Origin of the sequence: Kitasatospora sp. NPDC088346 (genome assembly GCF_044740765.1) — a bacterium.
Taxonomy (GTDB): Bacteria; Actinomycetota; Actinomycetes; order Streptomycetales; family Streptomycetaceae; genus Kitasatospora.
The window spans coordinates 36,141-48,385 of record NZ_JBIURH010000041.1 but is presented as its reverse complement, the minus strand read 5'-3'; the positions used below and the strand labels follow the sequence as shown (position 1 = coordinate 48,385).

Here is a 12,245-nt window from a genome sequence, read left to right as displayed (position 1 = left end):
TTCAGCTCGTTGCCACCGCCGCGCGGGTCTGCCAAGAATGTGCCGTCGCCGGGCGGCGACGGCCCTCCTGGACGCCACGCCGCCCGCCCGCCCCGGTCCACCGACGGGGGTGCCACGGCCGTCCGACCCGGCTCGCGAGCCCGTTCCCCGAACACGTCCCGCGATACCCGTGTGCCCGACGCGGCCCCGCCCGACGGAAGAGGTCCTCCCCATGCAGCACCCCAAGCACCGAATGCCGCGCAACCGGCGGACCGCCCTGATCGCCGGCGTCGCGACCCTCGCCGTGGCGGGCTCCGCGACCCTGGCGCTGGCGCTGCCGCAGGACGACAAGGTCGCCGAGGCCGCCGCGCCGCAGACCGTGGCCGCGCAGTCCGCCCAGCCCGCGCAGCAGCTCGCCGACCAGGCCGCCGCCGACGCCGCGGCCGCCGCCCAGGCGCAGGCCGACGCGGACGCCAAGGCCGCCGCCGACGCCGCGGCCGCGCAGGCGCAGGCCGATGCGGACGCCAAGGCGAAGGCCGACGCCGACGCGAAGGCCGCGGCGGACGCGAAGGCGGCCGCCGACGCCAAGGCCAAGGCGGACGCGGACGCCCGGGCGAAGGCCGCCGCGAAGGCGAAGGCGGACGCCGACGCGCGCGCCAAGGCCGAGGCGGCGTCCCGCTCCCAGGCGCGCAGCCCGCTGGCCGCACCGGTGCCCACCGGCTCGCCCAAGGAGATCGCGGCCCAGCTCGTCCCCGCCGGGCAGCTGCAGTGCTTCAGCAACATCGTGGAGCACGAGAGCGGCTGGAACGTCACGGCCACCAACCCGTCCTCGGGCGCGTACGGGCTGATGCAGGCCCTGCCGGGCTCCAAGATGGCCTCGGTGGGCGCCGACTGGAAGACCAACCCGGTCACCCAGATCACGTGGGGCCTGCAGTACATGAACGAGACCTACGGCAGCCCGTGCGCGGCGTGGGCGTTCTGGCAGGCCCACAACTGGTACTGATCGGTAGCTCCCACCGGGCGGCCGCCCCCCGTTCCGCGGGGCCGGCCGCCCGTCGGCGTACCGACCGTAAGCACACGGTGAAGATATCGCGGAGCTGCGCTGACCTATGACCCTGATTGACCGGTTTCGCCTGACTTCCGGCCTTTGCCCGGGGCCGGTCCGCCGCTTAGCCTCCCGGCCATGGCTCCACCGCTCATCACCGTCGTGCTCCCCGCCTTCGACCACCACCAGCAGCTCAAGGACTGCCTGGACGCGCTGCTCGCGCAGTCCTTCCGGGACTTCGAGGTGGTGCTGGTCGTCGACCGCTCCCCGGAGTGCCCGGAGCGGGTCGCCGACGCGTACGAGATCCGCGACCCCCGGGTCTCGGTGCTGCGGCTGGAGGCCTCGGTCGGCATCGGCCGCGCCCGCAACGCCGGGGCGGGCCGCGGCACCGGCCGGTACCTGCTCTTCCTGGACAGCGACCACCTGGTGGCGCCGGACGCCTTCCAGGCGATGGCCGACCGGCTGGCGGAGACCGGCGAGGTGGACCTGCTGCTGTTCGGCCACGACCGCGAGCACCGCGGCCGCCGCTGGCCCGGCGGCGCCGCCGAGCTGCTCGCCGCGGCCGGGCCGGAGGTGTTCGGCCCGCTGGAGCGGCCCGAACTGCTCAGCGCTCCCCCGCTGGTCTGGGACCGCCTGCTGCGGCGCGGCACCGTCCCGGCCTTCCCGGACGGGCAGTACGAGGAGGTCCCGGCCGTCCACGGGGCGCTGCTGGCCGCCACCCGGGTGGCGGTGCTGGACCGCGAGTGCGTCACCATCCGGCGCCGGCACACCGTGCACCCCACCGGCTCGCCCGGCAGCAGCCACTTCGACGTCTTCCAGCAGTACGAGCAGAGCTTCGGGCTGCTGGACGGGCGGCCGGGCCACGAAGCGGTGCGACCGCACCTGTTCACCCGGATGATCCGGCACTACCTGTTCGTCTTCGACCTCGCGGGCTGCGTTCCGCGGGCCGAACGGCCGCAGTTCTTCCACCGCGCGGCCGAGCACTACCGGCGCTTCCTGCCACAGGGCTACCGGCGGCCGGACGGCCGCGAGGGGGTCAAGTTCTCGCTGCTGGCGAGCGGGGCGTACGCGGCGTTCGAGGTCGCCAAGCTCTCGCACCTCGCCCGCGGGGCCGTCGGCCGCCGCTGAGCCCCGGGGGCCGCGGCCCCTGCGATGATCTGGTCATGGCCACCGGTCTCGCGCACGCCCTGTCCGCCGCCCTGCGCGGCGAGGTCCGCTTCGGCACCGCCGAGCGCGCGGTGTACGGCTACGACGCGTCCAACTACCGCCATCTGCCGCTCGGCGTGGTCAAGCCGGCCGACACCGAGGACGTCCGCGCCGCGCTGGCGCTGTGCCGGGAGTTCGGGGTGCCGGTCGTGCCGCGCGGCGCCGGGACGAGCATCGGCGGCCAGGCGATCGGCCCGGGCGCGGTGGTGCTGGACCTGAGGCGCCACGTCAACCGGATCCACTCGGTCGACCCCGGCACCCGTACCGCCCGGGTCGAACCCGGGGTCGTCCTGGACGACCTCCAGCGGGCCGCCCGCCCGTACGGGCTGCGCTTCGGCCCGGACCCCTCCACGCACACCCGCTGCACCATCGGCGGCATGATCGGCAACGACTCCTGCGGCGCGCACTCCGTCGCCTGGGGCCGCACCAGCGACAACGTGGAGTCGCTCGACCTGCTGCTCGCCGACGGCACCGAACTCACCGTCACCGGCCCGCTCCCGCCCGCCGCCCGCGCGGAGCTGCGCCGCCGCCCCGGCCGCGAGGGCGAACTCCACCGGGCCCTCCAGGACCTGGCCGCCGGGAACCTCACCACCCTCCGGCAGGGCATGCCGCGGCTGCCGCGCCGCACCTCCGGGTACCCGGTGGACGCGCTGCTGCCCGAGCGCGGCTACGACCTGGTACGGGCCCTCACCGGCACCGAGGGCGGCTGCGCGCTGGTGCTCGGCGCGACCCTCCGGCTGGTGGAGTCCCCGCCGGCCCGGGTGCTGGTGGTGGCCGGCTACCCGGACGAGACGGCGGCCGCCGACGCCGTCCCGGCCCTGCTGCCGCTCGGCCCGCTCACCGTCGAGGGCATGGCCGCCGACCTGATCGCCGCCCTGCTCGCGGCCGGCCCGCGTCCGCCCGCACTGGACCGCCTGCCCGAGGGCGGCTGCTGGCTCTTCCTGGAGGCCGGCGGCGGCACCCCCGCGGAGGCCCTGGAGGCCGCCCACGCGCTGGCCACCGCCGTACGGCGGGCACCGCGGGCCACCACCGCCGTGGTCACCGACGCCGGCGAGCAGCGCCAGCTGTGGGGTGTCCGGGAGGCCGGCGCCGGGATCGTCACCCGGCTGCCCGACGGCGGCGAGGCCTGGCCCGGCTGGGAGGACTCGGCGGTGCCCGTCGAGCGGCTCGGCGGGTACCTGCGCGAGCTGCGCGCCCTGCTGGCGCGGCACGGCCTGCGCGGCGTCCCGTACGGGCACTTCGGCGAGGGCTGCGTGCACCTGCGCCTGGACTGGCCGCTGACCGACCCCGGACGGCTCGGCGGGTTCCGGACGTTCCTGGAGCAGGCCGCCGACCTGGTGGTCGCGCACGGCGGGTCGCTGTCCGGCGAGCACGGCGACGGGCAGGCCCGCGCCGAGCTGCTGCCCCGGATGTACCCGCCGGAGGTGATCGACCTGTTCGGGCGGTTCAAGCGGATCTGGGACCCGGACGACCTGCTCAACCCCGGCTCGCTGGTCGACCCCCGCCCGTTCGACGCCGACCTCCGCTTCCCCGGCCGCGACCTGCCGCTCGCCCTGCCGTACCCGCAGGACGACGGCAGCCTGCTCAAGGCGGTGCACCGCTGCGTGGGCGTCGCCAAGTGCGTCGACACCACCGGCGGGGTGATGTGCCCGAGCTACATGGCCACCGGCGAGGAGCGGCACTCGACCCGCGGCCGGGCCCGGCTGCTCGCCGAGATGCTGCGCGGCGAGGTCATCACCGACGGCTGGCGCTCCGAGGAGGTCCGCGAGGCGCTGGACCTCTGCCTCGGCTGCAAGGGCTGCGCGAGCGACTGCCCGGTCCACGTCGACATGGCCACCTACAAGGCCGAGTTCCTGCACCAGCACTACCGGCACCGGCTGCGCCCGGCCGCCCACCTGTCGATGGGCTGGCTGCCGCTCTGGCTGCGCGGCGCGGCCCTCGCCCCGCGCCTGGCGAACCGGCTGATGCGGCACCCCCGCACCGGGGCCGCGCTGAAACGGCTGGGCGGGATCGACCCCCGCCGGGCCCTTCCGCCGCTGCCGGAGCGGACCTTCGCCGCCTGGTTCCGCCGCTACCGCGCCCAGCACCCCGAACCCGTCGGCGCGCAGCCCGTCCTGCTCTGGCCCGACAGCCTGTCCAACCTGCTGGACCCGGCACCCGCCCGGGCGGCGGTGGAGGTGCTGGAGGCGCTGGGGTTCGCCGTCCGGCTGCCCGACGGGCCGGTCTGCTGCGGACTCACCCTGATCTCCACCGGGCAGCTCCGGCTCGCCCGGCGGGTGATGCGGCGCAGTCTGCGCGCGCTGCCCGCCGGCCTGCCGGTGGTCGGGCTGGAGCCGAGCTGCACGGCGGCCCTGCGCGAGGAGTGGCCGCGGCTGCTCGGCACCGCGGCCGGCGGGCTGCCGGAGCGGGTGCGCACGCTGGCGGAGTTCCTGGACGGCGCCGGGGTCGAGCTGCCGCACCTGGGCGGCCGGGCGGTCACCCAGGTGCACTGCCACCAGCACGCCGTCCTCGGCACCGCCGCCGACCGGCGGATCGAGGCCGGCATCGGCCTGGACAACCGGGTCCTGGACTCGGGCTGCTGCGGCCTGGCCGGCAACTTCGGCTTCGAGCGCGGCCACTACGAGGTCTCGGTGGCCGCCGCCGAACGCGTCCTGATGCCCGCCGTACGCGCCGCCGACCCCGACACCGTGGTGCTCGCCGACGGCCTCAGCTGCCGCATCCAGATCAGCCAGCTCGGCGACGGCAGGCGGCCGCTGCACCTGGCCGAGCTGCTCCGCCGGGCGCTGCGCGAGGGGGACCGCCCGCCGGCCGGTCCGAATCCCGACCCCGGCGCGGCGGAGGGTGCTTGAGCCCGTCCGAAAGGTCGGGCGCCGGGCGGACGGGGCGTCCCGCCGAACGCCCGCCGGGCGTCCCCGGGATCCATCGCCGCCTGCCGCGGGTCCCGTACCCGGGCTCGGACGCCCGCCGGGGTGCCGGGCGTGGGGTCGCGCCCGAGGTCGGTGAGCCCGGCCCGGTCGACGGTGCCGAGAAAGCCCGCGCGAGACCCCTGGGCAGCGGGGCTACCGCGCAGTAGCCTCACCGGGCCGAGCCACCCCCAAGGCCGGCCCACCCTGGAGGTCCGTATGCGTCCAGCCCTGTCCGTCAGGCTCGAACTCCTCCTCGCGGCCCTGCTGTTCACCGCCTCGGTGCTCGGCCTGGCGGGCGCCTCGACGGCGTCGGCGGCCCCCGTCGCGGACGGCCGCACCCCCACCCACTACCTCGCCCTCGGCGACTCGCTCGCCGCCGGGTACCAGTCGACCCCGGACGGCGGCCACGTGGTCGGCCGCGGCTACGCCCAGGACATCGCCAAGGTCCTCGGCGGCCGAGCGGCGGCGGCCGGTCAGCCGTTCGCCTTCACCGGCCTCGGCTGCCCGGGCGAGTCCACGGCCACCATGATCGACGGCGGCTGCCCCTACCCCCATCCGTACTCCGGGCCGCAGTTGGCCGAGGCCGAGAGCTACCTGCGGGCCCACCACGGGGACCGGGTGCTGGTCACCCTGGACATCGGCGCCAACGACATCGGCCACTGCACCGCCGGCGGCTCGATCGACGTCCCGTGCACGCTGGCCGGCGTGGACACCGTCCGGCACGGTCTCGACACCGTCCTGACCAGGCTGCGGGCCGCGGCCGGCCCGCACACCCGGATCATCGGGATGAACCTCTACGACCCCTACCTGGCCGCCTGGCCCACCGGCGACCAGGGCCGGGCCACGGCGCTGCTGTCGCTCCCGCTGGCCGATCTGCTGAACGCCGTCATCGGGACCGTCGACACCGCGCACGGGGTGCCGACCGCCGACGTGGCCGGCGCGTTCCGCACCAACTCCCTCTTCCCGACGGTCCCGTCGGGCGCCGGCCGGGTGCCGCTGAACGTGGCGCGGGTGCTGCAGTGGACCAACATGGCGCGCGGCGACATCCACGCCAACGACGCCGGCTACCAGGCGATCGCGGACACCTTCCTCGCCCGGCTCTGACAGCGCGTTCCTCGCCCGGCTCTGACCTCGCGCGCGTTGCCGCCCGGGACGGGAGCCACCCGTCCCGGGCGGGAACCGGCCGGTCGCCGTCCGGGCGCTACTCCGCGCAGATCGCGCCGACGAACTCGGCGACCCGCTCCTGCGGCATGTTCCGGGCGATGTCGGCCTCGCTGATCATCCCCACCAGCTTGTGGTCGGGGTGGTTGATCACCGGCAGGCGCCGCACCAGGTGCTGCTCCATCACCCGCAGCACCTGCTCGGCGTCCTCGTCCTCCTCGACCACCATCGGCCGCCCGACGGCGAGTTCGACGGCGGGGACGGTGCTCGGGTCGCGGCCCTCGGCCACGCACTTCAGGACGATGTCCCGGTCGGTGAGGATCCCCAGCAGCTTCTGGTTCTCCCCGCAGATCGGCAGCGCGCCCACGCCCCGGTCCCGCATGATCCGCGCCGCGTCGGCGAGCGTCTCGGTCTCCCCGACGCACTCGGCCCCCGGATGCATGATCTCTCTGGCTGTGGTCATGGTCAGGCCTCCCGACGACGTTGAACAGCCCGGTTACTCCATCCTGGGACGGCCCCGGTGGCCACGCCACCGGGGCCGTCGCCGAGCCACGCCGCCGCCGGCGGGCTCAGGGCTTCGCCGACTTCAGCACCTCGTCCGCCGGCACCTCCCGGGCCAGCACCTCCTCCGCCGGCACCTCCCGGGCCAGCACCTCCTCCGCCGGCACCTCCGCGGCCAGCACCTCGTCGGCGGGCACCTCCCGGGCCAGCACCTCGGCGGCCGGCATCTCGGTCGCGAGCACCCCGTCCAGGTCCGGCAGTTCCAGCTGCTCGACCGGGCGGGCGTCCGGCAGCGGCTCCGCCGGCCGGTCCGCCGCCTTGGCCTTCGGCCGCGGACCGCCCTCGGCCTGCTGGGTGGCGCTCTCCAGGAAGCGCAGCAGCTCGACCGGGAACGGCAGCACCAGGGTCGAGTTCTTCTCCGCCGCCACCTCCACCACGGTCTGCAGCAGCCGCAGTTGGAGCGCGGCCGGGGTCTCCGCCATGATCGCGGCGGCCTCCGACAGCCGGGAGGAGGCCTGGTACTCGCCGTCGGCCGTGATGATCCGGGCGCGCCGCTCGCGCTCCGCCTCCGCCTGCCGGGACATCGAGCGCTTCATCGACTCCGGCAGCGCCACGTCCTTGATCTCCACCCGGTCGATCTGGACGCCCCAGCCCAGGGCGGGGCTGTCCAGCATCAGCTCCAGCCCCTGGTTGATCGGCTCGCGGTTGGCCAGCAGGTCGTCCAGCTCGCTCTTGCCGATGATCGAGCGCAGGGACGTCTGGGCGACCTGCGAGATCGCGAAGCCGTAGTCCTGCACGTTGACGGTGGCCTTCACCGGGTCCTCGACCTTGAAGTACACGACGGCGTCGACCCGCACCGTGACGTTGTCCCGGGTGATGCCCTCCTGGCCGGGCACCGGCATCGTCACGATCTGGACGTTCACCTTCCTGAGCCGGTCCGCCACCGGCATGATCATCACCAGGCCCGGCTCCCGCACCCGGTCCAGCACCCGGCCGAACCGGAACACCACCCCACGCTGGTACTGCTGCACCGTCCGCACGCTCAGTCCGGCCAGCACCGCGAGCGCCAGCACCACCCCTATCACCACATCCAGAACGAGCATCGCGTCACCTCGGGCAGGACGGGGACCCGTTCTCCACGCTACTCCGCCGCGCTCCTCTAGGATCCGGACCATGGACGTGCGTCACCCCCACCCCGCCGACGGCGTCCGCGACCTGGCCCGGCTGGACGCCCTGGTCACCGGCTGCCGGGCCTGCCCGCGGCTGGTCGCGTGGCGCGAGGAGGCCGCCCGGGTCAAGCGGCGGGCGTACCTGGACTGGGACTACTGGGCCCGACCGATCCCCGGCTTCGGGCCGCCCGACGCCGCACTCGTCCTGGTCGGGCTGGCCCCCGCGGCGCACGGCGCCAACCGGACCGGCCGGATCTTCACCGGCGACCCCTCCGGCGACCTGCTCTACCGGGCGCTGTACGACCTCGGTCTGGCCTCCCAGCCGCACTCCGTCGGCCGGGACGACGGGCTGGTGCTGCACGGCGTACGGATCACCGACCCGGTGCGCTGTGCGCCGCCCGAGAACCGGCCGACCCCCGCCGAGCGGGACACCTGCCGCCCGTGGATCGCCAGGGAGTTCGAGCTGATGCGTCCGACCGTCCGCGCCGTGGTGGCCCTCGGCGGCTTCGCCTGGCAGGCGGTGCTGCCCGCACTCGCGGCCGCCGGACGGCAGCTGCCGCGGCCGCGGCCGGTCTTCGGGCACGGCGCACGGGTCGAGCTGCCGGCGGCGGACGGCGGTGCGCCGCTGGAGCTCTTCGGCTGCTACCACGTCAGTCCGCGCAACACCTACACCGGCCGGCTCACCCCGGCGATGGTCCGCGAACTGCTGGCCGAGGCCGCCGGGGCCGCCGGGCTGCGGTGACCCCCGCGCGACGCGGTCACGCGCCGGTCGGCCGGCGGACCCGCCGCCAGGCCTCGGGGAACTCCTCGCGGGCCCGGGCGGCCTCGGCGAGCTGCAAGCCGTACAGCACCCCGTAGCCGAAGCCCCCGTCGGACAGTCCGCGCAGCGTGTGGCCGGCGATCACGGCGTCCTGGTGCCGTCCGAGGACCTCCTGCACGGCCTTCATCCCGGCGGTGAAGGCCGCCGCGTCGGGGCCGGCCGTCTCCCCGGTGTAGCGGGCCCGCTTGGCCGCCTTGCGGACGTCGTGCAGGGCGGACTCCGCCCCGGGGCCGGTCGCCCGCCCGGCCGCCCGGACCCGCCGTGCGGTGCGGCGGTACTCGCGGCGGACCGCCCGGGCGAGCTCCGGCCCGGCGGGGCCGCGGGCCCGGCCGGACGGGAGCGGGCCCGCGCACAGGTCGGCGAGGGCCCGCAGCAGGGCCGGGAAGCGCGGTCCGTCGAGGGCGGCCAGCACCTCGGGGCGGGCGAGCAGCAGTTGTTCGCGCTCCCACTCGGCCAGGTCGGCCACCAGGTCCTCCCGGCCGTCCTCGGGCGGCAGCCCGCGGGCCAGGTCGAGCAGACGGGCACCGAGCACCTCGCAGTCCCGGGCCCGGCCCAGCGCGCCGCCGAGCCAGGCCAGCTCGTCCGCGACGGCGCCGGGGCCGCCGTCGGCGTCCGGCAGCAGCCTCCCGAACACCCGCAGGGTGCTGCGCAGCCGGCGGCAGGTGATGCGCATCTGGTGCACCGCGTCGGGCTCCTCCGCCCGGACGGCCGGGGCCAGCGCGGTCAGCCGGGCGGCCAGCTCCGCGACCCGGGCGGCCACCACCGCCCCGGCGGTCCGCTCGGTCCGATCCCTGCGGTGCGGCACGGCCTCCGCCCTCCCTCTCCGATCGGACCAGCCTAGTCCGCGGGCGTTCACGGCCGGAGCCGGATCGCCGCCGAAAGGGTGTCCCCGACCAGGGCGCCGAGGAACGAGACGGCGGTGACGTGCGGCGGTCGGACCCCGGCCCCGCCCGGCCGGTGACACTCACCACAGCCCGGGCGGGCCCGTCGGCCCGGGCCGGCGCCCGCCCGCGGTCCCACCCGGCGGCCGTCGGGCCCGTGCCCCCCACGGCTCCCGCGCCAGCCGGCGGCCGCCCGGGCGGGGCACGGCCGGCGGGCGAACGGGCGTGCGACCACCCGATGCGCCCTCCCGTCGGGCCCGGCTCCCGTGACATACTCCGGAACCATGACCGAGAACCAGGCGACCAGGGCCCTGCGGGCAGCGGTGTTCACCGCGCTCGCCGTGCCGCTCGCCGCCCTGGGACAGGTCCTGCTGACCGGGCGGGCGCTGTCGCTCACCCTGGTCGCCGTCGTCTCCGCGGCCGTGTTCGTGCTGTCGATGGCCCTCTCGGGCACCCGGCGGGGCTTCCCGCACATCGCCGCCGTCCTGGTCCCGGTCGAGCTGCTGCTCAACACCGCCTTCAACCTCGGCCAGGACACCTGTGCCTCGGCCGCCCCCGGCCACGGCGTCGACCTGCTGGTCTGCGGCGGCGGTTCGGTGAACGGCAGTTCGCTGCTCACCGACTGGGCCGGGCACTCCGGCGGCTGGGTCAAGCTGCTGGTCCTGCTGGTGCACGTCGGCCTCGCCCTGGTCGCGGCGGCCTGGCTGCGGCTCGGCGACCGCGCGCTGACCGGCCTCGCCGAGGCCGTCCGCGCCGTCCGGGCCCTGCTGCCCGCCCCCTGGCGGGCCCTGCTGCCGAGCAGCCCGCTCGCCGGCTGCCCCGCGGCGCTGACGCCGGCCCCGGAGGCCGAGCGGCCCCTGCTGCGCCAGGCCCAGCTGGTCCTCACCCCCGCGCCGCGGCGCGGTCCGCCGGCCCTCGTGCTCGCCGGCTGACGCCTCCTCCACGGAGGGCTCGGCCGGCCCCACCGGCCAACCCACCCCTCCCGCATGCCCGGCGCGCGTTCGCGCGGCATGCCGCAGTCCAGGAGTCGACGGACCATCATGAGCAACAACCAGCAGACCCCCCTCTCCCCCCGCGAGCGCATGAAGCAGGCGAAGCAGGCGGAGGCCCGCAGTGCCGCCGTCCGCCGCCGGGTGATCGTCGCGGCGTCCGTGGTCGGCGCGATCGCGGTGGTCGCGGGCGCGACCGCCCTCGCGATCGGCACGGCGGACAAGGCGGGCGGCAGCTCCGACACCTCGGCCACCGCCTCCGGTACGGGCTCCGCCCTGGTCGTCCCGGCCAACGTCTCCGGCCCGGACGGCACCCTCGTCGTCTACGGCAAGGCGGACGCCCCGCACACCCTGAAGGTCTACGAGGACTTCCGCTGCCCGATCTGCAAGCAGTTCGAGACCTCGGCCGGTCCGACGGTGCAGCAGCTCGCGGACGACGGCACCTACAAGATCGAGTACAACCTGGCCGCGTTCCTGGACAACAACCTCGGCGGCAAGGGCTCCAAGACCGCGCTGGCCGCGGCCGGGGCGGCGCTCAACGAGGGCGTCGACAAGTTCAAGCAGTTCCACGACGTGCTGTTCGCCAACCAGCCGGAGGAGCGCGTCGACGGCTTCGGCGACGTCAACCGGATCCTCCAGCTGGCCGAGCAGGTGCCCGGCCTGAAGACCGAGGCCTTCACCAAGGCCGTCACCGAGGGCACCTACAAGCCCTGGGCCGCCAAGGTCGCGAACGCCTTCAACGACAGCGGCGTGACCGGCACCCCGACCGTGAAGCTGGACGGCAAGCAGCTCACCATCTTCACCAAGACCGGCCCGGTCAACGGCGACCAGTTCAAGGCCCTCGTCACCCAGTCGATCGGCGGCTGACCCCGTGACCGCCCCCGCGCCGGTCGGCGCGGGCCGCCGGTTCGGCTGGCTGCTGCTGGTCGGCGGCCTGCTCGGACTCGCGGCCTCGGCCGTGCTGACCGTCGACAAGATCCGGTTGCTCGCCAACCCGGACTACCGGCCCAGCTGCAACCTCAACCCGATCATCAGCTGCGGCTCGATCATGCGGACCGAGCAGGCCGAGGCCTTCGGCTTCCCCAACTCCCTGATCGGCCTGGCCGCCTTCGGCGCCCTGGCCGCGGTCGGCGCCGGCCTGCTGGCGGGGGCGGCCTACCGCCGCTGGTTCTGGCTCACCCTCCAGGCCGGCACGCTGTGCGGGCTCGGCTTCGTGGTGTGGCTGATCGACCAGGCGCTGTACGACATCGGTGCGCTCTGCCCGTACTGCATGGTGGTCTGGGCCGTGGTGCTGCTGCTGTTCTGGTACACCACCCTGCACAACCTGCGGACGGGCGTCCTGCCCGCACCGCGCTGGTGGGACGCGGTCGCCCGCTGGCACTGGGTCGTCCCGGCGGCCGGGTTCCTCACCGTCGCCCTGCTGGTGCTCAACCGCTTCTGGTACTACTGGAGCACCCTGCTCTGATGGACCACTCTTGATGGCTCCCACCCGCGGTTTTCCGGGTGGGAGCCATCAGCGCGTCTGCGCTGGACCGTCCACGGGCCGTCGGAGCGGTCGGCCGGCGGGCAGTCGATGCCGAGGGGCGCA

Annotated in this window: 11 protein-coding genes; 8 read left to right on the top strand and 3 right to left on the bottom strand. The window is 75.7% G+C overall.

Annotated features, from left to right (window positions below; translation table 11 throughout):
- The first annotated feature begins 211 nt into the window (after positions 1 to 211).
- From ACIOFR_RS33135 to ACIOFR_RS33120, 4 genes are all read left to right on the top strand, one after another.
- Complete coding sequence (locus ACIOFR_RS33135; RefSeq protein WP_401002991.1) at positions 212 to 982, top strand: transglycosylase SLT domain-containing protein; 771 nt, start codon at positions 212 to 214, stop codon at positions 980 to 982.
- A 180-nt stretch (positions 983 to 1,162) separates the two neighbouring features.
- Positions 1,163 to 2,152 carry a glycosyltransferase family 2 protein gene (locus ACIOFR_RS33130; protein ID WP_401002989.1) on the top strand — a complete coding sequence of 330 codons (990 nt, stop codon included), beginning with the start codon at positions 1,163 to 1,165 and terminating at the stop codon, positions 2,150 to 2,152.
- A gap of 35 nt (positions 2,153 to 2,187) precedes the next feature.
- Complete coding sequence (locus tag ACIOFR_RS33125; protein ID WP_401002985.1) at positions 2,188 to 5,079, top strand: FAD-binding and (Fe-S)-binding domain-containing protein; 2,892 nt, start codon at positions 2,188 to 2,190, stop codon at positions 5,077 to 5,079.
- 273 nt (positions 5,080 to 5,352) lie between these two features.
- Positions 5,353 to 6,240: an SGNH/GDSL hydrolase family protein gene (locus tag ACIOFR_RS33120; protein WP_401002983.1), complete on the top strand. Its 888-nt coding sequence runs from the start codon at positions 5,353 to 5,355 to the stop codon at positions 6,238 to 6,240.
- Positions 6,241 to 6,337: 97 nt separating this feature from the next.
- On the opposite strand, the gene ACIOFR_RS33115 is transcribed toward ACIOFR_RS33120, so the two are convergent.
- Entirely contained in the window at positions 6,338 to 6,760 is a 423-nt protein-coding gene (locus ACIOFR_RS33115) for a CBS domain-containing protein (RefSeq protein WP_401002981.1), read from the bottom strand.
- A 106-nt stretch (positions 6,761 to 6,866) separates the two neighbouring features.
- Complete coding sequence (locus tag ACIOFR_RS33110) at positions 6,867 to 7,901, bottom strand: SPFH domain-containing protein (RefSeq protein WP_401002979.1); 1,035 nt, start codon at positions 7,899 to 7,901, stop codon at positions 6,867 to 6,869.
- A 70-nt stretch (positions 7,902 to 7,971) separates the two neighbouring features.
- Here ACIOFR_RS33110 and ACIOFR_RS33105 point away from each other — a divergent pair, with 70 nt between their 5' ends.
- Positions 7,972 to 8,709 carry a uracil-DNA glycosylase gene (locus tag ACIOFR_RS33105; protein ID WP_401002977.1) on the top strand — a complete coding sequence of 246 codons (738 nt, stop codon included), beginning with the start codon at positions 7,972 to 7,974 and terminating at the stop codon, positions 8,707 to 8,709.
- 16 nt (positions 8,710 to 8,725) lie between these two features.
- On the opposite strand, the gene ACIOFR_RS33100 is transcribed toward ACIOFR_RS33105, so the two are convergent.
- Positions 8,726 to 9,592, bottom strand: a complete 867-nt coding sequence (locus ACIOFR_RS33100; protein WP_401002975.1) for a CHAD domain-containing protein — start codon at positions 9,590 to 9,592, stop codon at positions 8,726 to 8,728.
- Positions 9,593 to 9,952: 360 nt separating this feature from the next.
- Here ACIOFR_RS33100 and ACIOFR_RS33095 point away from each other — a divergent pair, with 360 nt between their 5' ends.
- From ACIOFR_RS33095 to ACIOFR_RS33085, 3 genes are all read left to right on the top strand, one after another.
- Positions 9,953 to 10,600 carry a hypothetical protein gene (locus tag ACIOFR_RS33095; RefSeq protein ID WP_401002973.1) on the top strand — a complete coding sequence of 216 codons (648 nt, stop codon included), beginning with the start codon at positions 9,953 to 9,955 and terminating at the stop codon, positions 10,598 to 10,600.
- Between the two features lie 108 nt (positions 10,601 to 10,708).
- The gene (locus tag ACIOFR_RS33090; RefSeq protein ID WP_401002971.1) at positions 10,709 to 11,524 is read left to right on the top strand and encodes a DsbA family protein; all 816 of its coding nucleotides are present in this window, start codon (positions 10,709 to 10,711) and stop codon (positions 11,522 to 11,524) included.
- 4 nt (positions 11,525 to 11,528) lie between these two features.
- On the top strand, positions 11,529 to 12,122 hold the full coding sequence (locus tag ACIOFR_RS33085; protein ID WP_401002969.1) for a vitamin K epoxide reductase family protein: 594 nt from the start codon (positions 11,529 to 11,531) through the stop codon (positions 12,120 to 12,122).
- Positions 12,123 to 12,245 lie beyond the last annotated feature (123 nt).

Bases quoted from the DNA above. Each gene is read 5' to 3' on its own strand.
- ACIOFR_RS33095 (WP_401002973.1), top strand. From the start codon at position 9,953: ATGACCGAGAACCAGGCGACCAGGGCCCTGCGGGCAGCGGTGTTCACC.
- ACIOFR_RS33090 (WP_401002971.1), top strand. From the start codon at position 10,709: ATGAGCAACAACCAGCAGACCCCCCTCTCCCCCCGCGAGCGCATGAAG.
- ACIOFR_RS33110 (WP_401002979.1), bottom strand. From the start codon at position 7,901: ATGCTCGTTCTGGATGTGGTGATAGGGGTGGTGCTGGCGCTCGCGGTG.
- ACIOFR_RS33120 (WP_401002983.1), top strand. From the start codon at position 5,353: ATGCGTCCAGCCCTGTCCGTCAGGCTCGAACTCCTCCTCGCGGCCCTG.
- ACIOFR_RS33125 (WP_401002985.1), top strand. From the start codon at position 2,188: ATGGCCACCGGTCTCGCGCACGCCCTGTCCGCCGCCCTGCGCGGCGAG.
- ACIOFR_RS33105 (WP_401002977.1), top strand. From the start codon at position 7,972: ATGGACGTGCGTCACCCCCACCCCGCCGACGGCGTCCGCGACCTGGCC.
- ACIOFR_RS33115 (WP_401002981.1), bottom strand. From the start codon at position 6,760: ATGACCACAGCCAGAGAGATCATGCATCCGGGGGCCGAGTGCGTCGGG.
- ACIOFR_RS33135 (WP_401002991.1), top strand. From the start codon at position 212: ATGCAGCACCCCAAGCACCGAATGCCGCGCAACCGGCGGACCGCCCTG.
- ACIOFR_RS33130 (WP_401002989.1), top strand. From the start codon at position 1,163: ATGGCTCCACCGCTCATCACCGTCGTGCTCCCCGCCTTCGACCACCAC.